This is a genomic window from Azospirillum sp. A29 (assembly GCF_042604625.1).
Lineage (GTDB): Bacteria > Pseudomonadota > Alphaproteobacteria > Azospirillales > Azospirillaceae > Azospirillum > Azospirillum palustre.
Genome location: NZ_CP170460.1, coordinates 667,068 through 688,841 on the forward strand (window position 1 = coordinate 667,068; position 21,774 = coordinate 688,841).

Below are 21,774 nucleotides of genomic sequence, written 5' to 3' on the forward strand. Positions count from 1 at the left end.
ACGGTGTTCTCCCTATCAAAGAGCGGTGTAGCCGCCATCGACGGCCAGGACGGTTCCGGTGATGAAGCTCGCCGCGTCGGAGGCGAGGAAAGCGACGGCCAGCGCGATCTCGCGCGGTTCACCCAGCCGGCCCATCGGCGTGGCGGCGAGCCAGCGCTCGAACCATTCGGGGCGGGAGCGGCCGGCCAAAGTCAGTTCGGTGGCGGTGTAGCCGGGGGCGACGGCGTTCACCCGCACCCGGCCGGCCCATTCCACCGCCAGCGACTTGGTCAGCAAATTGACGCCCGCCTTGGCGGCGTTGTAGGCGGCCTGGGGCTGCGGATGGACGACGATCTCGCCGCACATCGAGCCGATGTTGACGACCGATCCCCTGCCCGCCTCGACCATCGGACGGCCGAAGGCGCGGGCGGTGTGAAAGACGCCATGCAGGTTGACGTCGATCACCCGGCGCCAGTCGGCCAGATCGACCTCAAGCGCCGGCCCGTTGTGGACGATGCCGGCGTTGTTGACGAGGATGTGCGGCACGCCGGCCTCGGCGACCAGACGGGCGGCGACCTCCTCGGCCGCCTCGGCATCGGTGACGTCGAGGGTGTAGGCCAGCCCGCCGATCTCCGCCGCCAGCCGGCGGGCGGCCTCGCCGTCGCGGTCGAGGATGGCGACGCGGGCGCCGGCCTCGGTCAGGACGCGGGCAATCGACTGGCCGATGCCGGCGGCCCCGCCGGTGACGACGGCGAGCCGGCGGCTGAGGTCGAACTCCTTCATGCCGCCGTCTCCTTGAGCGGAGCCGGTACCGGCCCGTTCAGCACGCCCTTCAGCGCCGGATAGAGGGCGAGATAGCGCTGGTAGATCTCCTGGTAGAGGGCGGATTCGCGCGGGCGCGGCTCGATGCTGGTGCCGGGGCGGACCATCGCCGCGATGCCTTCGTCGATGCTGGCGAAGCGGCCGGCGCCATGGGCGGCCAGCACCGCCGAACCGGTGGAGGGCGCGTCGGCCGAGGCCGGGATGCGCACCGGCAGGCCGGCGGTGTCGGCGTGGATCTGCATCCACAGCTGCGAAGCGGTGGCGCCGCCGCCGACCGTGATCTCGGTCGAGCTGTAGCCGCCGGCTTTGAAAGCGTCGAGGATGGCGCGGGTGCCGAAGCCGATGCCCTCGACGATGGCGCGGAAGACGTGGTGCGGTTCGTGGGCCAGCGTCAAGCCGACGATGGCGCCGCGGCTGAGCGGGTCGGTGTAGGGGGTGCGGTTGCCCTGGAAATGGTCGAGCACCAGCAGCCCGTCCGATCCCGGCTCCAGCGCCGCCGCCTTGGCGTTCAGCGCGGCGAGGTCGAGCGTGCCGCCGCTGAAGCGGCGCAGCCAGTTGACGATGGAGCCGGTGGATGTCTGGCCGCCCTCGACGATCCAGCGGCCGGGATAGACGATGTCGGGATAGCTGCCCCAGACGCCGGGGGCGTGCAGCGGCGCCTCGGTGACGCCGAACTGCAGATGCGAGGATCCGGTGATCAGCGCCAGCTGGCCCGGCTGGGCAACGCCGAGCCCGATCATGCCGATCAGCGCATCCGCCCCGCCCTGCACCAGCTTGACCGACGGCCGCAGCCCGAGTGCCGCGGCGGCCTCGGCCGTGAGCGTGCCCACGACTTCACCGGGGGCCAGCACGCGGGCCGGCCATTTGCCCTCAAGCTCTTCGAGGCCGAGCGCCTTGAGGATGCCGCGCGCCCAGCCGCCGTCGCGGCTGGAGTAGTGCCAGCGCAGGCCGGCATTGTCGAGGCTGGCCACCCGCTCGCCGGTCAGGCGCAGGGTGAGGAAATCCTGGTATTCGCAGATGGTGTGGGCGGCGGCGAAGGTCGCCGGCTCGTTCCGCTTCAGCCACAGCGCCTTGGGGATCATCCACTCGGCGGAGACCGGGCCGCGGCCGGCCCCGTTGATCTTCAGCGCCGGGTCGTCGGTGGCGAGCACCGCCTCCGCCTCGGCATGGGCGCGCACGTCCATCCACAGCAGAGCCGGGCGCAGCGCGCGTCCGTCGGCGTCGAGCGCCACGACGGTGCAGCAGGTGGTGGCGAAGCACATCGCCTCGATCTCCGCCGCGTCGATGCCGGCATCGGCCACGGCGCCGCGGGTGGCGTCGGCCAGCGCCCGCCACCAGTCCTCCGGATCCTGCTCCGCCCGCGCGCCCGGTCCGAACTGCGTGTCGTAGGCGACGGCCTTCTGGCCGAGGCAGCGTCCGCTCAGGTCGTAGATGCGCGCCCGCAGGCTTTCGGTGCCGCCGTCGGCGGTCAGGTAATAGGCCATTCCCTTGTCCTCCCTGGAGACACGCAGCCCTTAGCGGGCCGCTTTATGGATGTGAGGATCCCCTCTCACCGACCCTGCTCTGTGAGCTACGGCTTGCGAATATCCCCTCTCCCCCCGGGGAGAGGGTTAGGGTGAGGGGGACACGTGGCGGGACTATGCCGAGAATCCACCCTGTGCATCCCCCTCACCCCGACCCTCTCCCGGGGGGGAGAGGGAGATTCTCCCCTCAGCCGAGCGAGCGGAACGCCGCCAGCGCCTTGCCGGCATACATCACGGCGGGACCGCCGCCCATCTCGACCGCGACCTCAAGCGCCTCGACAAGCTCGGCTTCGCCAGCGCCATGCCGGCGGGCGCCGTCGACATGGTAAAGGATGCAGTCCTCGCAGCGGGTGGCGACGGAGATCGCCACCGCCATCAGCTCCTTCTGCGCGGGCGTGAAGGACCCGGCGGCGCTGGCCGTCCGGCTCACCTCAGCGAAGCCCTTCATCACGGCGGGGGAAGCCTTGGCGAAGGCGCCGAGCCGCGCCTTCGCCGCCGCCAGATCGGTCTTTGCGTCATCCATGCGGAGTCTCCTCATCGATCAGGGCCGCCACATCGCGCGGGGCGTCCCATTGCGGCATGTGGCCGGACGGCAGGAAATGGGCCGCCACGCGCGGCGGCAGGTTGAGCGCGTCAGTCGCGGACACGATGCGGTCGTCCAGGCCGAAGATGGCGCGGACGGGGATGCGCTCGGCCAGCTCCGCCAGCGGGCGCAGCAGGTCGATGCGCTGCCGGCCGTCGGGCGTGGCGAGCGCCGTGGCGAGCGTGCGCAGGCGTCCCCGGCCCATTTCGCGCGCCATCGCGGCGAGGGCGGCGTCGGACAGCTGGCCGCCGCGCGGTCCCAGCAGGCGCAGCAGATGCGAGACCTCGCCGGTGGTTTCCGCCGCCGCCATGCCATGGACGAACTCGGCGCCGATCCTCGGCCCGCAGCCGGCGGGGGTGAGCAGAACGAGGCGCGCCACCCGGTCGCCGAGCCGGCGGGCGGCATGAACGGCAACGGCGGCGCCCAGCGAATGGCCGACCAGCACCAGCGGTCCGGGCAGGCTCTCCGCCAGCGCCGTCACCGCGGCGGCCAGACCGTCCACGTCGGTCGCCTCGATGGCGGTCGCGCCATGGCCGGGCAGGTCGGGCATCGCCACGCGCTTGCCGGAGCGGGCAAGACCGGAGGCCAGATTGGCCCAGGCGGTGCGGTCGCCGGCAAAGCCATGGATCAGCAGATGCACCGGGCCGGAACTTCCGGCCTGCGCATAGGCCAGCCGGCCGGCCGGGGTGTCGAGCCAGCGCAGGTCGGCAGCGGAAGCCGGAGCGTCCGAGCCGACAGCGCTTTCGACATCGGCACGCTCGATCCGGCCGCGCCGGCCGCTGCCATGGAGGGTTTCCAGCGCGACGCCGTGCTGGCGGGCCAGCCGCCTTGCGGTCGGCGTGGCGCGCAGCCGGTCGTCGGAGGAGCGTTCCGGAGCCGGCGTGCCGGCAGTGGCGCCGGCGGGCGGGGATGGTGCTGCCGATGCGCCGGCCCCAAGGGCTGCTTCAGCCTCGGCTTCGCCAGCGTCGGGCAGGGCCGTGTCGGGAAGGGCTGCGGCCCAATCGTCGGCCGACAGGACGGCGACGCGGGCAATCGGGGCGCCGACCGGCACCCGGTCGCCGGCCGACACCAGCGTCCCGTCGAGACGACCGTCGCCAAGGGCGGGATATTCGACGACGGTCTTGTCGGTTTCCAGCTCCAGGATGGCGTCGCCGCGGCGGAACTGCTGTCCCGGCTCGACCAGCCAGCCGACGATGACGCCTTCCTCCATCGTCTCGCCCAGCCGGGGCATGGTCAGCGTGAGGTTGATCGTACTGAGTGTCGTCATGCCGGCACCCGTCCGGCCAGCATCTTCAAGGCGGTGTCGGCGATCAGCTGCGGGCCGGGCACCGATCCGGCTTCCAGCGCGGTCGACACCGAGATCGGAATGTCCTCGCCGGCGACGCGAACGACAGGGTCCTCAAGGAAGTCGAAGCATTCCTCGGTGATCCGCGCCGACAGCTCTGCCGCGACGCCGGCGGTCATCACGCCTTCACTGACCACCATGGCGCGGCCGGTGCGCTCGACATGGGCGCGGATGGTGTCGAAATCGAGCGGGTTCAGCGTGCGGATGTCGATCACCGTCGCCTCGACGCCCTGGGCCGACAGCGTGCGCGCCGCTTCCAGGCAGTAGTGAAGCTGGCGGGAATAGGTGACGATGACCAGATCGCGCCCCTCGCGCCGCACCGCCGCCTTGCCCCAGGCCAGCGGCTCGGCATCCAGATCGACGCTCTCCTTCATCGTGTAGAGCGCCTTGTGCTCGATGAAGACGACCGGGTCGGGCTTGGTCAGCGCCATGCGGAGCAGGTGATAGGCGTCGGCCACCGTGGCGGGCATCGCCAGCCGCAGACCCGGCGTGTGCATCACATAGGCTTCCAGGCTCTGGCTGTGCTGGGCGCCGGCCGACCGCCCGGTGCCGCCCTGGGTGCGCAGAACCATCGGCACGCCGATCTGGCCGCCGAACATGTAGCGGATCTTGGCGGCCTGGTTGGCGAGCTGGTCCATGGTCATGCCGATGAAATCGACATACATCAGCTCCGCCACCGGGCGCAGGCCGGTCATCGCCGCACCGACCGCGGCGCCGACGATGGCTGGTTCGGAGATCGGCGTGTCGATCACCCGCTCCGCCCCGAACTCCTTGATCAGGTCCTTGGTGACGCCGTAGGCGCCGCCGTAACGGCCGACCTCCTCGCCGAGGATCACCACGTCCGGGTTTTCGGTCATCGCGTCGGCCAGCGCCTTGCGCAGGGCATCGCGATAGGTCAGTTCCTGAAGTGCCATTCTGGGTCTCCTCAGTCCCGCGCCAGAACGCGGTCGATGCGGGCGCGCACCGGTTCGGGTTCGGGTTCCTCGGGCGCATAGACGTCGCGGAACATCGAGGCGAGCGGCGGTTCCGTCTGCGCCACGGTGAAGTCGATGGTCGCGTCCATCTCCACGCCGATCTCGCTGTCGAGCCGGTCCAGCTCGCTCTCCGACTCCAGCCCGCGGTCGATCAGGGCTGCGCGGGCGAAGGCGACCGGATCCTGCCGGCGGCCCGCCTCCTCCTCCACCGGGTCGCGGTAGGGCGACTTGTCCTTGCGGGCATGACCATAGAAACGGTAGCAGGACACCGCCAGGAAGGCGGGTTTGCCGGCCCGCGCCCCTTCGACCAGCCGTTCGGCGGCCTCGGCCACCGCCTCGACGTCGAGGCCGTCCACCGTCTCCGCCGCGAGGCCGAAGGCGGCGGCGCGCTCGTGCAGGTTGGGGTTGGCGGTCGCCTGGGCGATGTTGGTGCCCATGCCGTACTGGTTGTTGATGCAGACGAAGACGCAGGGCAGGCCCCACAGGGCGGCCATGTTCATGCTCTCGTAGAGGATGCCCTGGCCGGTGGCGCCGTCGCCGAAGAAGGCGACGCTGACGGCGCCGGTCTTGTGGTGGCGGGCGGAGAGGCCGGCGCCGACCACCGCCGGGATGCCGCCGCCGACGATGGCGTTGGCGCCGAGATGACCCAGCCCCATATCGGCGATGTGCATCGACCCGCCCTTGCCGTGGCAATAGCCGGCTTCCTTGCCGCCGATCTCCGCCATCATGCGGGCCGGGTCGGCGCCGCGGGCCAGGAAGATGCCGTGGCCGCGGTGGTGGGTGGTAAAGCTGTCGCCGTCACGCAAGGATGCGCAGACACCGGCGGCGGCACTTTCCTCGCCGATGGACAGGTGCAGCATGGAACCGGCCGACTGGCCGCGGACGAACAGCTCGCCCACGCGCTCCTCGAAGGTGCGGATCCGGCGCATCGTCCGGTAGAGTTCGGGAAGGCGCGTGTTGGCGCCCGCCCCGACCCGGCCCGCCATGGTGCGGCCGGCCGTGGCCCGGAGGTCAGCCTCGTACATCGAAGACTCCGATTTCAAAGAAGGTTGAGCTTGGTGCTGCGCGAGACGACGGCGACGGCGGCAAGGATGATGACGCCCTTCACGATCGCCTGGATGTAGGTGTCCATCCCCATCAGGTTGAGGCCGTTGTTGATGACCCCGATGAAGAGCGCGCCGAAGAAGGTGCCGGGCACGGTGGCGGTGCCCGGCCGGAACATGGTCATGCCGATGAAGACCGTCGCCAGCCCGTCGAGCAGGTAGCGCTCGCCGGCGTTCGGCTGGCCGGAGCCGAGCCGGGCGGCGAGCAGCGTGCCGGCCATCACCGCGAAGAGGGAGCAGACGACCAGCGCGGCGGCACGGTACTTGCGCACGCGGATGCCGGACAGCTCGGCCGCCTTCTGGTTGCCGCCGACGGCGTAGATGTAGCGGCCGAAGATCGTCCGCTCCATGACGAACCAGGCGACCAGAACGGCGGCCAACATGAAGAAGGCGAGGACCGGGATGCCGGCGACGCGCCCCTGGCCGAGCCAGAGATAGACCTCGTCCAGCCCTCCATAGATCGCCCGGCCGCCGGTCATCAGGAAGTTGATGCCGTAGAGGATGGAGCCGACCGCCAGCGTGGCGATCAGCGACGGGATGCCGACCAGCGTGACGAGGAGCGCGTTGACGGCCCCGACCGCCAGCCCGGCGCCGAGACCGGCCAGCAGGGCGAGCGGCAGCGGCACGCCCTTGACCAGCAGCAGCGGCACCAGCACGCCGGCAAGCCCGACGGTGTAGCCGACCGACAGATCCATCTCGCGGGCGGCGAAACCGAAGGTCAGGCCGGCGCCGACGATGGTCAGCATCGAGATCTGCTGCGCGATGTTCAGCAGGTTCTGTCCGGTCAGGAAGCGGTCGACGCCGAGCGAGAAGACCAGGAACATGGCGACCAGCACGACCAGCGTGCTGTAGCGCTGGACATGCTCCTTGCGCAGCCCGAACAGCCGGTCATGGCTGGGGAGGGATCCGGTGGCGGTGTCGGTCATGCTGGGATTCCTGAGTTAACGGCCTCCGGGACGGCTCCGGAGATGGCGGCGATGAACGCGCTCTCGGAAAAGCCGGTGCCGGGGATTTCCGGGCCGGGCCGCAGGTGATGGAAGGGGATGACCCGGTGGGCCAGCGCCTCGATCTCCAGCAGGTCGGAGGACGCGATGACGATCCCCACGCCGGTGGCGGCGAGGCGCCGCATCTCGGCATAGATCTCGGCCTTGGCGCCGATGTCGACGCCCTCGGTCGGCTCGATGAAGATCATCACGCGGTAGCGGCCCTCGGCCCCGTAAAGCCATTTGCCGATGGAGATCTTCTGCTTGTTGCCGCCCGACAGCGTGCGCAGAAGCTGGCCGGAGGAATGGGCCTTCACGTTGAGAAGGCGCATGATGCGGCGGGATTCCGCCTCCTCCCGGCCGGGCGACAGGATGCCGGCGGCGATGGCGCCATGGCCGGGATGGACCATCGCCAGATTCTCGCGCAGGGTCCATTCGCCGATCAGCGCGTATTCCATGCGATGGTCGGGGACCAGCGCGATGCCGGCCGCCTGCATATGGGCTGGCGGTCCCGGCTTGACCGGCCGGCCGCCGACCGCCAGACCGGCGCAGCGCACGCCGGACGGGCTGTGCAGCGAGCGGGCGAAGCCGAAATGGCCGGCACCGGTCAGGCCGATCAGCCCGACGATCTCGCCGGCATGCAGGGTGAAGCGCGGCACATGCAGACGCCCGACCCGCCAGTCGCGGATGTCGAGCACGACCTCGCCGCGGCCTGCCCGCGCCGCCTCTTCGGATTTGCGCTGCGGGCCGGAGCCGCTGCGGCGCAGCATCATGTCGACCAGCATCTGCTCGTCGAGCGCGTCGGCGGATTCCGTGCAGATGCGCCGGCCGTCGCGCAGCACGGTGATGCGGTGGGACAGCGCCTTGATCTCGGAGAGGAAATGGCTGATCAGCACCACGCCGACGCCGCGGGCCGGCAGCGTGCGGATGATCGCCCACAGCTGCTCCTTCTCGCGGGCGGGCAGCGTCGCCGTCGGCTCGTCGAGGATGACGATGCGGGCGGAGCCGCGCAGCGCGCGGACGATCTCGATCACCTTGCGGTCGGCCATCGGCAGCTCGGCCACCGGGCAGCCGAGGTCGATGTCGACCTGCGGAAACCATGTGGCGAGCAGGGCCGCGGCCTGGGCCTTCAGGGCCGAGGCGCGTATCATGCCGCCGATGCGGCGCGGCTCGACGCCGAGCAGGATGTTCTCCGCCCCGGTCAGGCCGGGGACGAGGCTGCCCTCCTGGCTGACATGGGCGATGCCCTGGGACAGCGCGTCCTGCGGCGTGCCGAAGCGGACGCTGCGCCCGTCCACGGCGATGGTGCCGTCGCTGGGCTGAAGGCTGCCGCCCAGGATGCTGACCAGCGTCGATTTGCCGGCGCCGTTCTCGCCGATCAGGCCATGCACCTCGTCGCTGCGGAAGACGACGTCCACGCCATCCAGCGCCCGCGTTCCCGGAAACTGCATGGCGATGTCGGCCAGATGGATTTCCATGGCGACCTCTTGCAACAGCAGGGGATGAAGCTGGCCGCCGCCGGCCCGGTTGCGGACGGATCCGCCACTCCGGGCCGGCGGCACCCGGTCACATGAACTGCTTGCAGTTCTGCTTGGTGATCAGCGGCGCGTCGAGATAGACGGTCTTGGTCGGGATCACTTCGGCGGCGGGCTTGCCCTTGACCACCACATCGTCGAGCCACTGGCCGACGGTCTTGCCCATCTCCTCGAAGGGCTGGCGCACGGTGGCGATCAGCGGGCTGTCGGGCTTGCAGACCTCGGCGACCGCCTGCGGGTGGCCGTCGATGCCGATCACCTTCACGTTCTTCAGCCCGGCGCCCTTGATGACGTTGACGGCGGCCTGTGCCGGCTCGTCCCACGGCGCCCAGACGGCGGTGATGGTGTTGCCGAAGCGCGCGACGTAATCCTCCATCGTGCGGTTGGTGTCCTCGAAGAAGGCGGTGTAGTTGATGTTGTGCTCCGCCAGCACCTTCACGCCCGAATATTCCTTCAGCACCGTCGCCATCACGTCGCCGCGCTTGCGGGTGCCGTGGTGTTCAGCCATGCGCAGGAAGACGAGGTTGCCCTGCCCGCCCATCTGGTCGAGCAGATAGACCGAGACGTTCGCAGACATCGCCCAGTTGTTGGTGGTCACATCGACCAGCACCCCGTCGACATAGCCGGAATCGACGGCGAAGACCGGGATCTTGGCGGCCTTGGCGGCGTCGAGCGCGGCGCGGCTGGCGCGCAGGTCGGCCATGGTGATGACGATGGCCTTCACGCCGCGGTTGGCGGCGTCCTGGATGTTGGAGGCGGTCGCCTCGCCCGAGCCGCCGCTGTCGAGAACGCTGATCTTCCAGTCGGTCTTGCCGCTCTGCTTGGCCCAGGCGTCGAAGCCGGCCTTCACCCGCTGCTCGGACTGCGCGGCGGCGTTGGCATGAACCCAGGCGATGTCGAGCGCCTGCGCCGCACCCGCGGCGGTCATCATCGCGACCATCGAGACAGCCGCAAGCATTCCGGAAAGCCGGTTTTTCATTTCCATTCTCCTCCCATTGCCAGCTATCTGGCTGGCGAATTCTCGATGCCGGTCTTGCGCCGACAACGATGAGCTTGTGGTGGCTCGTGACAAATGTCAACACTAGATACATTTGTCTCCTGACAGGGGTAGAGGAGGGAAAGCGTGCGATGCGGAACGGGACCAGCGAGGGGCCGGAGGACGAGGTGCTGATGGCGCGGGCGGCCTGGCTGTACTATGTCGGCGGCCTGAACCAAGAGGCGGCGGCACGCCGGCTTGGCGTCACCCGCGCACGGGTCAACAAGCTGCTGTCCGATGCCCGCGACAGCGGCATGGTCAGCATCACCATCAACTCCGCCAATGTCGGGCTGCTGCCGGTGGAAGAGGCGATCCGCGAGCGCTATGGGCTGGACGTCTGCATCTGCACGCCGGCGCTGACCCAGGATGCCGGCGGCGACCGCGACGACGCGCTGCTCGCCCCATTCGCCTTCCGGGCGGTGGGGGCCGCCGCCGCCGCCCATCTGCGCCGCCATCTGGCGGAGACGGAAGAGGCGGTGGTCGGCACCGGCTGGGGCCGGACGCTGGAGCAGATGACGTTGCAGATGGCGGGGGTCAGCGCGCCGCGGGCGAAATTCATCAGCCTGATGGGGTCGCTGACCGCGCGCTCGGCCTACAACCCGTTCGACGTTGTGCATGCGCTGGCGCGGACCACCGGGGCGGAGGGCTATTTCCTGCCGGTGCCCTTCATCGCCGACAGCCTGGAGGCGCGCGACGTGCTGCTGTCGCAGCAGTCGGTGCAGACGGCGCTCCAGCTCGCGCGCTCGACGACGGTGGCCTACATCTCCATCGGTGAGCTGCGCGAGGCGTCGCTCTTGCGGACGCAGGGCATGATCAGCGCCACCGAACTGGCGGAGCTGCGGGCGGCCGGGGCGGTCGGCGACACCAACGGGCTGTTCTTCGACCGGGATGGCAAGGCGGTCGATCATCCGCTGAACCACCGCACGCTGGCGCTCGGCCTCGACGGGCTGAAGCAGACCTACACGGTGGCGCTGGTCGCCGGCCGGACCAAGCTCCAGGCCGCCCGCGCCTTCCTCGCCAGCGGGGTGGCGCGCGGACTGATCGTCGACGGCGACACCGCGCTGGAACTGGTGAAGTGACGAGGAGCGCCGCCGCCACACGGTGGAGAGGTCCGGTGGAAACGGCCGCCATGCTCCCTTGACAGCGGCTGTTGGGTTGCGGAATGGTGGGTCGGTCGACCGATCCCGGTCGGCGGACATAGGCTTGTTCTCAGGGCAGGGTGAAACTCCCGACCGGCGGTATCCCTTCGACAGAAGGGGAGCCCGCGAGCGCTCACCGGCTTTTGGCGGTCCCAATAGGCGGTGAGGTTAGCAGACCCGGTGTGAGGCCGGGGCCGACGGTTACAGTCCGGATGGAAGAGAATGAGCAGACCGCGCCGGTGGCTTGCCGCAAGCAGGCCCGCCGTCGTCGGTTCGCGCCATCGCGTCGGGTTCCGGTCCGGCGCGCTGGAGGTCTCTTTGCGCCCTGATTCAGGCTCACCCTTCAGTGGATGTGAGAACCATGAATCAGATTTACCGTCAGAACGACCTTCTCGCCCGCTTCGGCACGCCGGGCGAACGCGTCGCCCGCGCCCTCGACAGCCTTCGGCAAGGGCAAGGGGTGATCGTCGTCGATGACGACGACCGCGAGAATGAAGGCGACATCATCTACCCGGCCGACAGCATCACCGTCGAGCAGATGGCTCTGCTGATCCGCGCATGCAGCGGCATCGTCTGCCTGATCCTGCCCGACGAGCATCTGCAACGGCTGGAACTGCCGGCGATGGTGCCTGCCAACAGCTCGCGCTTCGGCACGGCCTTCACCGTGTCCATCGAGGCGCGCGAGGGCGTCACCACCGGCGTCTCGGCGGCCGACCGGGTGACGACGATCCGCACCGCGATTGCCGACGACTGCCGTCCGGAGGATCTGGCACAGCCGGGCCATGTCTTCCCGATCCGCGCCCATCCGCAAGGGCTGGCGGCCCGCCGCGGCCACACGGAAGCCACCATCGAGCTGATGGCGCGGGCCGGACGCAAGGCGGCAGGCGTTCTCTGCGAGGTGATGAACCCGGACGGCACCATGGCCCGCCTGCCGGAGCTGATCGTCTTCGCCGAAGAACAGTCGATGCCGATTGTCAGCATCGCCGATCTGGTGGCGGAGAGCGGCCTGCAATCGGATCGCTGAGCGGGTCCGGCCACAGGCAAACGGGGACCGCCCTGCCGGATGCGTTCGCTCCGACAGGGCGGTCCCCGTTGCTTGATGTCGATGTGCGAGAAACCGGTTACTCGGCCGCCGTCTTCTGGCCGACGACAGTCAGTTCGGCCGGGGTGTGCTCACCCGCCGGCTCGACATAGGCGCGTCCGTAATAGCTGTCGATCAGCAGCTGCCTGATCTCGGCGACCAGCGGATAGCGCGGGTTGGCGCCGGTGCACTGGTCGTCGAAGGCGGCTTCGGCAACCGCATCGACCCGCGCCAGGAAGGCCGCCTCCGGCACCCCCGCCGCCTGGATCGAGGCCGGGATCTCCAGCGCCCGCTTCAACTCCTCCACCCAAGCAATCAGCTTCTCCACCCGCTCATGGTCGCGGCTGCCGCCCAACTCCAGATGCCGGGCGATCTGCGCATAGCGCGCCACGCCCTTCGGCCGGTCGTACTGGCTGAACGCCGTCTGCTTGGTCGGGATGTCCGCCGCGTTGTAGCGGATCACGTTGGCGATCAGCAGCGCGTTGGCGATGCCGTGCGGGATGTGGAACTCGGCCCCCAGCTTGTGCGCCATCGAATGGCACACGCCGAGGAAGGCGTTGGCAAACGCGATGCCGGCCAGCGTCGCCGCATTGTGAACCAGCTCCCGCGCCTTCGGATCCTGCGATCCGTTGCGGTAGGCCGAGGGCAGATGCTCCTTCAACAGCTTCAGCGCCTGCAGGGCCTGACCGTCGGAATACTCGTTCGCCACCACCGAGACATAGGCCTCCAGCGCATGGGTCACCGCGTCGATGCCGCCCGCCGCCGTCAGGCCCTTGGGCATGTCCATCACCAGATTGGCATCGACGATCGCCATGCTCGGCGTCAGCTCATAGTCGGCGATCGGGTACTTCGTGCCCGTCCGCTCGTCGGTCACCACGGCGAAGGGCGTCACCTCCGATCCCGTCCCCGACGTGGTCGGCACCGCCACCAGCTGCGCTTTCACCCCCAGTTTGGGGAAGGTGTAGATGCGCTTGCGGATGTCCATGAAGCGCAGGGCCAGATCCTCGAACGCCACCTCAGGCGCCTCGTACATCACCCAGATGATCTTGGCCGCGTCCATCGGCGAGCCGCCGCCCAGCGCCAGGATCACGTCGGGCTGGAAGGCATTCGCCAGCGCTACGCCCTTGCGCACCACCGCCAGCGTCGGGTCGGCACTGACCTCGAAGAAGGTCTCAACCTCCAGCCCCAGCGATTTCAGCACGCGGACGCTGTCGTTGACATGGCCGTTCTCGAACAGGAAGCGGTCGGTGACGATCAGGCAGCGCTTCTTGCCGCGCAGTTCCTCCAGCGCGAAGGGCAGGCAGCCGCGGCGGAAGTAGATCGACTTGGGCAGCTTGTGCCACAGCATGTTCTCGGCCCGCTTGGCCACCGTCTTCTTGTTGATCAGATGCTGCGGCCCGACATTCTCCGAGATCGAGTTGCCGCCCCACGAACCGCAGCCCAGTGTCAGCGACGGGGCGAGGCGGAAGTTGTAGAGGTCGCCGATGCCGCCATGCGACGACGGCGTGTTGATCAGGATGCGGGCGGTCTTCATCTTGTCGCCGAAATGGCGGATGCGGTCGGCCTGCCGGTCCTGGTCGGTGTAGAGCGCCGAGGTGTGGCCGATGCCGCCGAGCGCCACCAGCGCCGCGGCCTTGTCGCAGGCCTCGGTGAAGTCCTTGGCGCGGTAGAGCGCCAGGGTCGGCGACAGCTTCTCGTGGGCGAAGGGTTCGCTGTCGTCCACGTCCGAAACCTCGGCGATGAGAACCTTGGTGGCGAGCGGCACGTTCAGGCCGGCCATGGCGGCGATGGCATGGGCGGGCTGGCCAACGATGTCGGCATTGAGATGGCCGTCGGTCAGCAGCACCTTGCGCACGGCGTCGGCCTCGCGCGGCGACAGGATGTAGCCGCCATGGTGGGCGAAGCGGTCGCGCACGGCGTCATAGACGGCCTCGACCACCACCGCTGACTGTTCCGACGCGCAGACCACGCCATTGTCGAAGGTCTTGGACATCAGGATGGAGGCGACGGCGCGCTTGATGTCGGCGAACTCGTCGATGACGGCGGGGGTGTTGCCGGCGCCGACGCCGATGGCGGGCTTGCCCGAGGAATAGGCGGCCTTGACCATGCCCGGCCCGCCGGTGGCGAGGATCAGGGCGATGTCGGGGTGGTGCATGACGGCGTTGGAGAGTTCGAGCGAGGGCTCGTCGATCCAGCCGATGATGTCGTCGGGGGCGCCGGCCTCGACCGCGGCGGCGAGTACGAGGCGGGCGGCTTCGCAGGTCGATTTGCGGGCGCGGGGATGGGGGGAGAGGACGAGGCCGTTGCGGGTCTTCAGCGCGATCAGCGCCTTGAAGATGGCGGTGGAGGTCGGGTTGGTGGTGGGGACGATGCCGCAGATCAGGCCGACGGGCTCGGCGATGGTGAGGATGCCGGCGTCGTTGTCTTCGGACAGCACGCCGCAGGTCTTCTCGTCCTTGTACTTGTTGTAGATGTATTCGGCGGCGAAGTGGTTCTTGATGACCTTGTCTTCCATGACGCCCATGCCGGTCTCCGCCACCGCCATCTTGGCGAGCGGGATGCGGGCGTTGGCGGCGGCCAGAGCCGCGCTGCGGAAGATCAAATCGACCTTCTCCTGCGGATAGTCGGCGAAGCGCGCCTGCGCCGCCTTCACCCGCGCGATCAGGGCGTTCAGGTCGGAAAGGGTTTTAACGGTCATGGTCATCATCCACTTGCTGTCCGCGGCCCGTGCGATGACGCCGTCGCGGTGATGTGTGGGGAAGGGCGCCGTTCGGGCGCATCGCCGCGCTCCGGGACGCCCAAAAATCATTTGGAGCGCCCGATGTTCGGCCAGAATTTTTAAAAGGATGCGGTGGGGGTCAGAAGCCGCCGGCGAGGTCGGCCAGGGCGTCGCGGTCCAGCAGGTCCAGCTTGCCGCCGACCAGGATGCGGATCAGGCGGCTCGACTTCAACTTGGTCAGGGTGCGCGACACGGTTTCGGTGGTCAGGCCGAGATGGTCGGCGATGTCGCTGCGGCCCATCGGCAGGTCAATGGTCTGCTCGCCGCCCTTGCGGTCGCTGAGGCGCAGCAGGAAGGTGGCGACCTTCTCGGCGGCGGTCTTGCGGCCGAGCAGAACCATCTGGTCCTGCGCCGCCACCAGCTCCGAGGTGGTGGCCGACAGCAGCTTGCGGGCGAAGGCCGGCTGGGCATCCATCAGGGCGTCCAGCTCCAGGCGCGGGATGCGCCGGATGGTGGTCGCCGTCACGGTTTCGGCGGTGTAGAGATACTGGGCGGCGAAGGCCAGCCCCATCATGTCGCCGGCCTGCAGGAAGCCGATGATCTGGCGGCGGCCGTCGGGCAGCATCTTGTAGAGCCGGACCATGCCGCTCATCACCCGGAACACCGAACCGGCGGCATCGCCCTCGGTGAAGACCGTGGTTTCACGCTCGTAGACCTTGGCGTGGCCCAGGCTGGCGAGCGGGTCGGCGGGGTTGCGCGGCTGGAGGGCGGCACCGACCGCGGCGTTCGGCGTCATCGCCAGGGCGGAGACCAGGTAACCAGGAACGGCGCGGTTGGCGTGGGCGGCAATGGCGGCGTGCGTGGACATGGTGACCTCGGCCTTGACGGTGCGATGCGGTCCGGTTCGTCCCGGTGTGCATCCGATGGCCCGAAGCTAACTTTCCCCTGTCGCCCTGTGCAGTTCGGTGATGTACCTAAGGAAGTTTGCGTACGTAAGTATACCTACATATCGGGTGGCCGTATCAGGCGGCGGCCGGCATCAGGCCGTTCAGCATGTCGATCAGCTGGTCCTCGTCGAACGGCTTCTCCAGCACGGCGATGACGCCGGCCTCTCTGGCACGGGCGAAGGTCGCGGGATCGCCGCGCCCGGACACCATGATGACCGGCATGCCGTGCAGGTCGCCGCGATGGCGTTCCAGGAACTCCAGCCCGCTCATCACCGGCATGTGCAGGTCGAGAACGAGGCAGCCCTTGGGGTTTCCGTCGTAGCGGTCGAGGAATTCGCGGCAGGACGAGAAGTCCCGCACATCGAAGGAAAAGGCTTCCAGCAGCGCTTTCAGCGAGTCGCGGACCGGCTCATCGTCGTCGACGATGTGGACGATGCCGGCACCCGGCATCCCGCCGGACACGCTGCCGGGCCCGCTGCCGGGCTCGTTGCCCGACTCATTGCCCAGGCGATCCATGACGACCTCCGAACTTCCATAACAGACAAACAGCGCCGACGGTGCGGCGCGTCATGGAAGATAAAAGGAGGCCGGGGGCGCCGATATACGGAGCAATGCGTATGCGGCGCGCTTTTGATGCAGATCAGCCGCCGCCGGGAACGACACCGGCGGCAATCGCCATGCGGACCAGGGTGGGCAGGCTGTCGGCCTGCATCTTCTCCATCACCCGCGCGCGGTGGATTTCCACGGTGCGCGGGCTGATCGACAGCTCGAACGCGATGACCTTGTTCGACTTTCCGGCCACCAGCCAGCGCAGCACGTCGATTTCGCGCGGCGTCAGGGCCGACAGGCGGGCCAGCACCTCCGGCGGGGCGGCGGCGGGCGGTGGAGCCGGCTGTTCCGGGGCGGGGGCCGGCGGGGGATCCTGCGCCGTCCGGCTGTCCGCCGCGCGGGCCAGGGCGGAGCGGACGGCGGCGAGCAGCGCCTCCTCCTCGAACGGTTTCTCGACGAAATCGACCGCGCCGGCCTTCATGGCGCGGACGGCGAGCGGCACGTCGCCATGGCCGGTCATCACCACCACCGGGATGGCGTGGCCGTCGCGGGTCAGCCGTTCCTGGACGTCAAGGCCGCTCATCTGCGGCATGCGGACATCGACCAGCAGGCAGCCCGGCCGCGACGGCGCGTCGGACTCCAGGAAGCCGAGCGGGGTGTCGAAGCTTTCCGCCCGGAAGCCGGCGCATTCCAGCAGGATTTGGAGGGAATCGCGGATGGCGTCGTCGTCATCGACGATGAAGACGGTGAGGTCGGCGGTCATGTCGGGCGCAACGTCAGCTGGCATCGGCGGCATCCGATGCGGACAGGGAGGTGGACAGTGGGACGGTGAAGGCGAAGCTGGCGCCGGTGGACGGCGGCTCGGTGGGGAATTCGGCAGCCGGCTCCAGCCACAGGCGGCCGCCATGGGCTTCAATGATCGAACGGCAGATCGACAGGCCCAGCCCCATGCCGCTGCTCTTGGTGGTGACGAAGGGCTGAAACAGCTGGGCGCGCACAGTCTCCGGCACGCCGGGACCGCTGTCGGTGACGGAGACGCGGCGGAAGCCGCCGTCCGCCGGCTCGGGGCCGGTGCGGACGGTCAGCACCCGCTGCCCGCCCGGCGCGCCGCCCATCGCCTCGATGGCGTTGCGGACGAGGTTGAGGATCACCTGCTGGACCTGCACCTTGTCGATCAGCACCTGGGGATCGGCCGGCTCGAAGTCGAAGCGCACATGCAGGCCGCGATCCTTGGCGCCGACGAGGGCGAGCGCGCTCGCCTCCTCCACCACCTTGTTGAGGGATTCGACGGAGCGGTGGGTCTTGCCCTTCTCGATGAAGCTGCGCAGGTGGCGGATGATCTGGCCGGCGCGGGTGGCCTGGGCGCTCGCCTTGTCGACCATGTCCATCGCCTTGGACACCGTTTCCGGGCGTTCCATCAGGCGCTTGGCGGCCTTGGCGTAGTTGATGACGGCGGTCAGCGGCTGGTTCAGCTCATGGGCAAGCGTCGAGGCCATCTGGCCCATGGCGCTGACCCGGCTGACATGCAGAAGCTCCGACTGGAGTTCCTGCAAGCGCCGCTCGGTGGCCTGCCGCTCGGTCAGGTCGCGGACGAAGCCGGTGAAGCAGCGCCGGCCGGCGAGCAGCACCTCCCCCACCGCCAGCTCCATCGGGAAGACCGAGCCATCGCGCCGCTGGCCCGACACGATGCGGCCGATGCCGATGATCCGGCGCTCTCCGGTGCGGTGATAGCGCTCCAGATAGCCGTCATGCTGCTCGCGGTAGGGCGACGGCATCAGCATGCTGATGTTGCGCCCGGCCACCTCCGCCGCCGCATAGCCGAACAGCCGTTCGGCCGCCAGGCTGAAGGATTCGATCAGCCCCCTCTCGTCGATGACGATGATGGCTTCCGGCACCGTCTGGAGGATGGAGGCCAGCCGCGCCTCGCGCTCGCGCAGCGCGGTCTCGGCCTGCCTGGATGCGGTGAGGTCGCGGATGATGCCGATATAGACCGGCGGGCCGTCCTGGCTCGCCTCCCCCACCGACAGATCCATCGGGAAGCAGGAGCCGTCCTTGCGCTGCCCGGTCACCTCGCGGCCGATGCCGATGATCCGGCGCTCTCCGGTGCGGTGATAGCGCTCCAGATAGCCGTCATGCTCCTCCCGGTAGGGGGCGGGCATCAGGATGTTGACGTTGCGGCCGACCACCTCCGCCGCGGTCCAGCCGAACAGCCGTTCGCAGGCGGGGTTGAACGACGTGATCCGGCCGCGGTCGTCGATGATGACGACCCCGTCGGGCACGGTGTCCAGCATCGCCTGCAACTGCGACAGAGCACCCAGGTTCCGTTCCCGGTCATCGGCCCGGTTATCATCCCGGCTATCGTCCGCCACGTCCCAACCCTCGACCTCTTTTCTTCGTCGGCAACAGAGTAGTTGAGTGCAACCATGGGTCAAGACCGGCGATCGGGGTCCAGCGATCAGGGACCGGCGGAAGCCGGGGCGGAGATGGCGCCGCTCAGCAGGGCGTCCTGCTCCAGATCGTCGACGGCGAGGTTCTTGGCCTTGGCCTCCACCTCGAAATCGGCCCAGGAGAGATGCTCCGCCACCAGCCGGTTGACGGCATGGTTCCACATGCGCTGCGAATGCGCCCGCAGATCCCTGGTCGTCAGCCCGCGCGCCGCCAGGGCGGCATAGTCCGGCAGGCTGTCGGCCGGCCAGTCGGCCAGCAGATCCTCGCGCGACACGCTGATGTGGGCGACCGGCCGCTCCCCGCGCCAGGAGCCGGCGACCACGGCGATGCGCGGATCGTCGGGACGCAGATACTCACCCTGCGTGCGGACCCAATGATGGTGGAGGTCGAGCACGATGGGCACCGTGTCAGCCAGCGGCAGCAGGTCGTCCAGGCCGAAGGACATCTCGTCGTTCTCGACCGTCAGCAGGTTGCGTGCATCCTCCGACAGCAGGGCATAACCGCGGCGGAAGCCGGCGATCCCCTCGCCGCGCCCGCCGCCATGGATGTTGACGTGTGCGCCCCGCGGATGCCAGCCGCCGGTCAGACCCATCATCCGCAGGATGTCGGCATGGTACTCCAGCTCCGCCACCGCATTGTCGAGGGTGGAGGGATTGGCGCTGTTCAGCACGCAATACTGGTCCGGATGCAGTCCGATGCGGATGTCCGCCGCCATCGCCTTGCGGCCGGCATGCTCCAGCCCGTTCCGCACCAGCGCCTGGACACCGGGCTGGCGGTAGAGCGGCCGTCCGACCTCGTGCGTGTAGGCCGGCAGCAGCCCGCTGTTGACGCGCAGCAGGCGGCGGTAGGCCGGATGCCGGGCGACCTCGTCCAGTTGCAGATGCAGGGCCTGGAGGTTGCGGCGCAGGACCTCCGACAGCTTTTCCTCGGCACGGGCCGGGCTCAGCCTGCTCAACGTCGCGATGGTGACGGTGCCGGGATTCATGCGCTTGGCAAGTCCGGCGTCGCCATCGGGCGGAACATACTGGCAGCACCAGCCGAAACGGGCGGCGGACGGCGGCATCGGAGCGGAGGTGTCGGGCATCGGTCGGCATGAGGAAGCGGACGGGCCGCTTAATATGGACCGCAGACCCGGCGCTTCCACCGCAGGCCGATTGCGGCCGGGGTCATCCCATCTGGCCCATGCGGCGCAGCGCTCCCGTCGCAAGTGCCCGCGGATCCGGGGCCGCCGCTCCGCACGGCACAGCGTCGGCAAGGGCTTGCAGCCGGTCGGCCAGGGCGCGTTCCGGGGCGCAGAGCTCCTCACACAGGGCGCGCATCTCGGCGATGGAGGGGCGCCATTTCCGGCTGCGGCGCCAGTGGCGGGCGGCTGCGTCGATCACCCAGGCCGGGTATTCCCCCAGATCCTCGGCCCAGTCGAGCGCCATCATCCGCTCGACCTCGGGCGACAGACCCTTGGCCGGGAAATGGCTGAGCAGGGTCAGCACGCGACCGAGCAGATGGTCGCAATCGGCCGGTGCCAGCACGGTCCCGGACAGCTCCTCCAGGGTCTGGCGGGCGAGCGACGCCTGCGCGGCGGTGACGCCCGCCGGGGGAAACCACTGTTCGATCATGCCGTCGAAGCCATCCTCGCCGAAGCGCGGGCGCCGGTCGGTGCGGCCCTGGGCCAGCAGCTCCTGAAGCGGCGGCGGCAGCGCGGCGGTCAGCCGGATCCGGCGCTGGGGCGCAGGCAGGGTCGGGTCGAAGGCGGCGGCCGGCGACGTTGGAAGGTGGGGCCGCGACAAAGCGGTGACGGTCGCCCTACCGGGGGCGGCCCTTCTGGATCCTGCGGTCATCGGTCGTCCCTTCATCGCCAAGCGGGAGCGGTGGCGGAGCGTCGGCGCAGTTCGTCGGCGGCTGCACTCCAGGCACCGAGGCGCTGTTCGGTCATGACGGATTTGTGGGCGGGTGCGGCGAAGGCCGGGCGGTTGCCGGAGAGGGTGGGAGCCTTGCCGACGGCGGCGTCCTGCGACAGCCATGCCCTCCAGGCGGAGGAGACGTCGCGGTAACGGTAGCCATGGGCCCGGCAGCGCAGGATGAAGCCCTCGACATGGCGGCCGAGGTCGATCTCGGCATGGCGGGCCCTGGCCCAGGCGAGATCGTCGGCGGTCGGCATCCAGCCTTCCGGAACCTCCTGCGGTCGTGACTGAGCGCCCGCTTCCGTGCCCGCCTGTGTCCCCGTGTGCTCGCCCGAAGCGAGCGAGTCCGGAATCTGTTTGAATTGAACCTGTTCCTGACTCGCCGGCGGACAGGGGATGTGCGTGACGGAGTCATCCCTGTCGGCCGCCGGAACAGGGCGATGTTCGGCGGCGGCATCCCGCTGTTCCGTATCCGGCCCGCTGCCGTCCAGCGGGGTGAAGCGCAGGCGGTAGAGGCAGGACAGGCGGGCGCCGTCGCGGCCGCGGCGATGTTCGATGCCGACCAGCCCGAGGTCGCTCAATGCCTGGATGATGCGGTTGACGGTCGGGCGCGACCGCTTGAGCTTGGCGGCCAGCGTCGATTGCGACGGCCAGCACAGGCCGCTGTCGTCGGCGAAGGTGGCGAGCGCCGCCAGAACGGCGAAGCCGTCGGCCTCCAGGCCGGGATGGTCGAGCCACCAGGCGGGAATCCGGCCCCATCGGCGGGTGTCGAGAGGGTGTCCGTCGGATGGGGGCGATGTGGACGGCGACGATTTGGGCGACATGGGGAAACTCCGCAAGGCATGGGAAACGGCCGGGTGCCAGCGGGTGAGGCTGCCGGACGGCCGGTGAACTTGCGGGCAAGGATTCCGCCGGTCGTGCCGGCCGTCGAATCGCGGGCAAATGGGACAGAGTCGTTTGTGTCCCGTTGGCCCGCGATTCTGTCCCATCGACCCGCGACCCTGTCGCCTTTGCCCGCGGTTCGGTCGGCTTTGGTCGCGCCAGCACTGCGAATCGGATCCGATCCCGTTTGCCCGCGCTTCACCGGATTCGCGCCGCCGGTCCCCTGGA

Annotated in this window: 19 protein-coding genes and 1 riboswitch; of the genes, 2 read left to right on the forward strand and 17 right to left on the reverse strand. The window is 69.3% G+C overall.

Features of this window, described 5'->3' with window-relative positions; genetic code table 11:
* Nucleotides 1–15 precede the first annotated feature (15 nt).
* The 9 genes from ABNQ38_RS02945 to ABNQ38_RS02985 form a co-directional block, all read right to left on the reverse strand.
* Nucleotides 16–762: an SDR family NAD(P)-dependent oxidoreductase gene (locus ABNQ38_RS02945; protein WP_377805611.1), complete on the reverse strand. Its 747-nt coding sequence runs from the start codon at nt 760–762 to the stop codon at nt 16–18.
* Nucleotides 759–2,285 carry a ribulokinase gene (locus ABNQ38_RS02950; protein ID WP_377805612.1) on the reverse strand — a complete coding sequence of 509 codons (1,527 nt, stop codon included), beginning with the start codon at nt 2,283–2,285 and terminating at the stop codon, nt 759–761. Before ABNQ38_RS02950 ends, ABNQ38_RS02945 begins: the two co-directional genes overlap by 4 nt.
* 226 nt (nt 2,286–2,511) lie before the next feature.
* Nucleotides 2,512–2,847 (reverse strand): carboxymuconolactone decarboxylase family protein, encoded by a 336-nt coding sequence (locus ABNQ38_RS02955; protein ID WP_377805613.1) that lies wholly within the window; start codon nt 2,845–2,847, stop codon nt 2,512–2,514.
* Nucleotides 2,840–4,174, reverse strand: coding sequence for an acetoin dehydrogenase dihydrolipoyllysine-residue acetyltransferase subunit (locus ABNQ38_RS02960; protein WP_377805614.1), 1,335 nt, complete (start codon nt 4,172–4,174; stop codon nt 2,840–2,842). Before ABNQ38_RS02960 ends, ABNQ38_RS02955 begins: the two co-directional genes overlap by 8 nt.
* Nucleotides 4,171–5,166 (reverse strand): alpha-ketoacid dehydrogenase subunit beta, encoded by a 996-nt coding sequence (locus ABNQ38_RS02965; protein ID WP_377805615.1) that lies wholly within the window; start codon nt 5,164–5,166, stop codon nt 4,171–4,173. The genes ABNQ38_RS02960 and ABNQ38_RS02965 overlap by 4 nt, the downstream gene beginning before the upstream one ends.
* 11 nt (nt 5,167–5,177) lie before the next feature.
* Nucleotides 5,178–6,251: a thiamine pyrophosphate-dependent dehydrogenase E1 component subunit alpha gene (locus ABNQ38_RS02970; protein WP_377805616.1), complete on the reverse strand. Its 1,074-nt coding sequence runs from the start codon at nt 6,249–6,251 to the stop codon at nt 5,178–5,180.
* 14 nt (nt 6,252–6,265) lie between these two features.
* The gene (locus tag ABNQ38_RS02975) at nt 6,266–7,255 is read right to left on the reverse strand and encodes an ABC transporter permease (protein WP_377805617.1); all 990 of its coding nucleotides are present in this window, start codon (nt 7,253–7,255) and stop codon (nt 6,266–6,268) included.
* Nucleotides 7,252–8,790, reverse strand: a complete 1,539-nt coding sequence (locus ABNQ38_RS02980) for a sugar ABC transporter ATP-binding protein (RefSeq protein ID WP_377805618.1) — start codon at nt 8,788–8,790, stop codon at nt 7,252–7,254. Before ABNQ38_RS02980 ends, ABNQ38_RS02975 begins: the two co-directional genes overlap by 4 nt.
* 88 nt (nt 8,791–8,878) lie before the next feature.
* Entirely contained in the window at nt 8,879–9,826 is a 948-nt protein-coding gene (locus ABNQ38_RS02985) for a sugar ABC transporter substrate-binding protein (protein ID WP_377805620.1), read from the reverse strand.
* A gap of 149 nt (nt 9,827–9,975) precedes the next feature.
* Here ABNQ38_RS02985 and ABNQ38_RS02990 point away from each other — a divergent pair, with 149 nt between their 5' ends.
* The gene (locus tag ABNQ38_RS02990) at nt 9,976–10,962 is read left to right on the forward strand and encodes a sugar-binding transcriptional regulator (protein WP_199235321.1); all 987 of its coding nucleotides are present in this window, start codon (nt 9,976–9,978) and stop codon (nt 10,960–10,962) included.
* A 122-nt stretch (nt 10,963–11,084) separates the two neighbouring features.
* Nucleotides 11,085–11,250: riboswitch (FMN riboswitch) on the forward strand.
* Nucleotides 11,251–11,383: 133 nt separating this feature from the next.
* Nucleotides 11,384–12,046, forward strand: coding sequence for a 3,4-dihydroxy-2-butanone-4-phosphate synthase (ribB, locus tag ABNQ38_RS02995; RefSeq protein WP_377805621.1), 663 nt, complete (start codon nt 11,384–11,386; stop codon nt 12,044–12,046).
* Nucleotides 12,047–12,143: 97 nt separating this feature from the next.
* On the opposite strand, the gene adhE is transcribed toward ribB, so the two are convergent.
* The 8 genes from adhE to ABNQ38_RS03035 form a co-directional block, all read right to left on the reverse strand.
* The gene (gene adhE, locus ABNQ38_RS03000) at nt 12,144–14,801 is read right to left on the reverse strand and encodes a bifunctional acetaldehyde-CoA/alcohol dehydrogenase (protein WP_377805622.1); all 2,658 of its coding nucleotides are present in this window, start codon (nt 14,799–14,801) and stop codon (nt 12,144–12,146) included.
* A gap of 160 nt (nt 14,802–14,961) precedes the next feature.
* The gene (locus tag ABNQ38_RS03005) at nt 14,962–15,690 is read right to left on the reverse strand and encodes a helix-turn-helix domain-containing protein (RefSeq protein WP_377805624.1); all 729 of its coding nucleotides are present in this window, start codon (nt 15,688–15,690) and stop codon (nt 14,962–14,964) included.
* A 154-nt stretch (nt 15,691–15,844) separates the two neighbouring features.
* Nucleotides 15,845–16,285, reverse strand: coding sequence for a response regulator transcription factor (locus tag ABNQ38_RS03010; protein WP_247879936.1), 441 nt, complete (start codon nt 16,283–16,285; stop codon nt 15,845–15,847).
* Between the two features lie 124 nt (nt 16,286–16,409).
* Nucleotides 16,410–17,105, reverse strand: a complete 696-nt coding sequence (locus ABNQ38_RS03015; RefSeq protein ID WP_377805625.1) for a response regulator transcription factor — start codon at nt 17,103–17,105, stop codon at nt 16,410–16,412.
* Complete coding sequence (locus ABNQ38_RS03020) at nt 17,095–18,609, reverse strand: PAS domain S-box protein (RefSeq protein ID WP_377805626.1); 1,515 nt, start codon at nt 18,607–18,609, stop codon at nt 17,095–17,097. Before ABNQ38_RS03020 ends, ABNQ38_RS03015 begins: the two co-directional genes overlap by 11 nt.
* Before the next feature lie 164 nt (nt 18,610–18,773).
* Entirely contained in the window at nt 18,774–19,850 is a 1,077-nt protein-coding gene (locus ABNQ38_RS03025; RefSeq protein WP_377805627.1) for a UV damage endonuclease UvsE, read from the reverse strand.
* 82 nt (nt 19,851–19,932) lie between these two features.
* Entirely contained in the window at nt 19,933–20,601 is a 669-nt protein-coding gene (locus ABNQ38_RS03030) for a hypothetical protein (RefSeq protein WP_377805628.1), read from the reverse strand.
* An 11-nt stretch (nt 20,602–20,612) separates the two neighbouring features.
* The gene (locus tag ABNQ38_RS03035; RefSeq protein WP_377805629.1) at nt 20,613–21,488 is read right to left on the reverse strand and encodes a helix-turn-helix domain-containing protein; all 876 of its coding nucleotides are present in this window, start codon (nt 21,486–21,488) and stop codon (nt 20,613–20,615) included.
* Between the last annotated feature and the right edge of the window lie 286 nt (nt 21,489–21,774).

Coding starts and splice junctions, on each gene's coding strand:
- ABNQ38_RS02945 (WP_377805611.1), bottom strand. CDS start 762: ATGAAGGAGTTCGACCTCAGCCGCCGGCTCGCCGTCGTCACCGGCGGG.
- ABNQ38_RS02980 (WP_377805618.1), bottom strand. CDS start 8,790: ATGGAAATCCATCTGGCCGACATCGCCATGCAGTTTCCGGGAACGCGG.
- ABNQ38_RS02965 (WP_377805615.1), bottom strand. CDS start 5,166: ATGGCACTTCAGGAACTGACCTATCGCGATGCCCTGCGCAAGGCGCTG.
- ABNQ38_RS02960 (WP_377805614.1), bottom strand. CDS start 4,174: ATGACGACACTCAGTACGATCAACCTCACGCTGACCATGCCCCGGCTG.
- ABNQ38_RS03010 (WP_247879936.1), bottom strand. CDS start 16,285: ATGGATCGCCTGGGCAATGAGTCGGGCAACGAGCCCGGCAGCGGGCCC.
- ABNQ38_RS03035 (WP_377805629.1), bottom strand. CDS start 21,488: ATGTCGCCCAAATCGTCGCCGTCCACATCGCCCCCATCCGACGGACAC.
- ABNQ38_RS03020 (WP_377805626.1), bottom strand. CDS start 18,609: ATGCTGGACACCGTGCCCGACGGGGTCGTCATCATCGACGACCGCGGC.
- ABNQ38_RS03015 (WP_377805625.1), bottom strand. CDS start 17,105: ATGCCAGCTGACGTTGCGCCCGACATGACCGCCGACCTCACCGTCTTC.
- ABNQ38_RS03030 (WP_377805628.1), bottom strand. CDS start 20,601: ATGACCGCAGGATCCAGAAGGGCCGCCCCCGGTAGGGCGACCGTCACC.
- adhE (WP_377805622.1), bottom strand. CDS start 14,801: ATGACCGTTAAAACCCTTTCCGACCTGAACGCCCTGATCGCGCGGGTG.
- ABNQ38_RS02970 (WP_377805616.1), bottom strand. CDS start 6,251: ATGTACGAGGCTGACCTCCGGGCCACGGCCGGCCGCACCATGGCGGGC.
- ABNQ38_RS03025 (WP_377805627.1), bottom strand. CDS start 19,850: ATGCCCGACACCTCCGCTCCGATGCCGCCGTCCGCCGCCCGTTTCGGC.
- ABNQ38_RS02950 (WP_377805612.1), bottom strand. CDS start 2,285: ATGGCCTATTACCTGACCGCCGACGGCGGCACCGAAAGCCTGCGGGCG.
- ABNQ38_RS02955 (WP_377805613.1), bottom strand. CDS start 2,847: ATGGATGACGCAAAGACCGATCTGGCGGCGGCGAAGGCGCGGCTCGGC.
- ABNQ38_RS02985 (WP_377805620.1), bottom strand. CDS start 9,826: ATGAAAAACCGGCTTTCCGGAATGCTTGCGGCTGTCTCGATGGTCGCG.
- ABNQ38_RS02990 (WP_199235321.1), top strand. CDS start 9,976: ATGCGGAACGGGACCAGCGAGGGGCCGGAGGACGAGGTGCTGATGGCG.
- ABNQ38_RS03005 (WP_377805624.1), bottom strand. CDS start 15,690: ATGTCCACGCACGCCGCCATTGCCGCCCACGCCAACCGCGCCGTTCCT.
- ribB (WP_377805621.1), top strand. CDS start 11,384: ATGAATCAGATTTACCGTCAGAACGACCTTCTCGCCCGCTTCGGCACG.
- ABNQ38_RS02975 (WP_377805617.1), bottom strand. CDS start 7,255: ATGACCGACACCGCCACCGGATCCCTCCCCAGCCATGACCGGCTGTTC.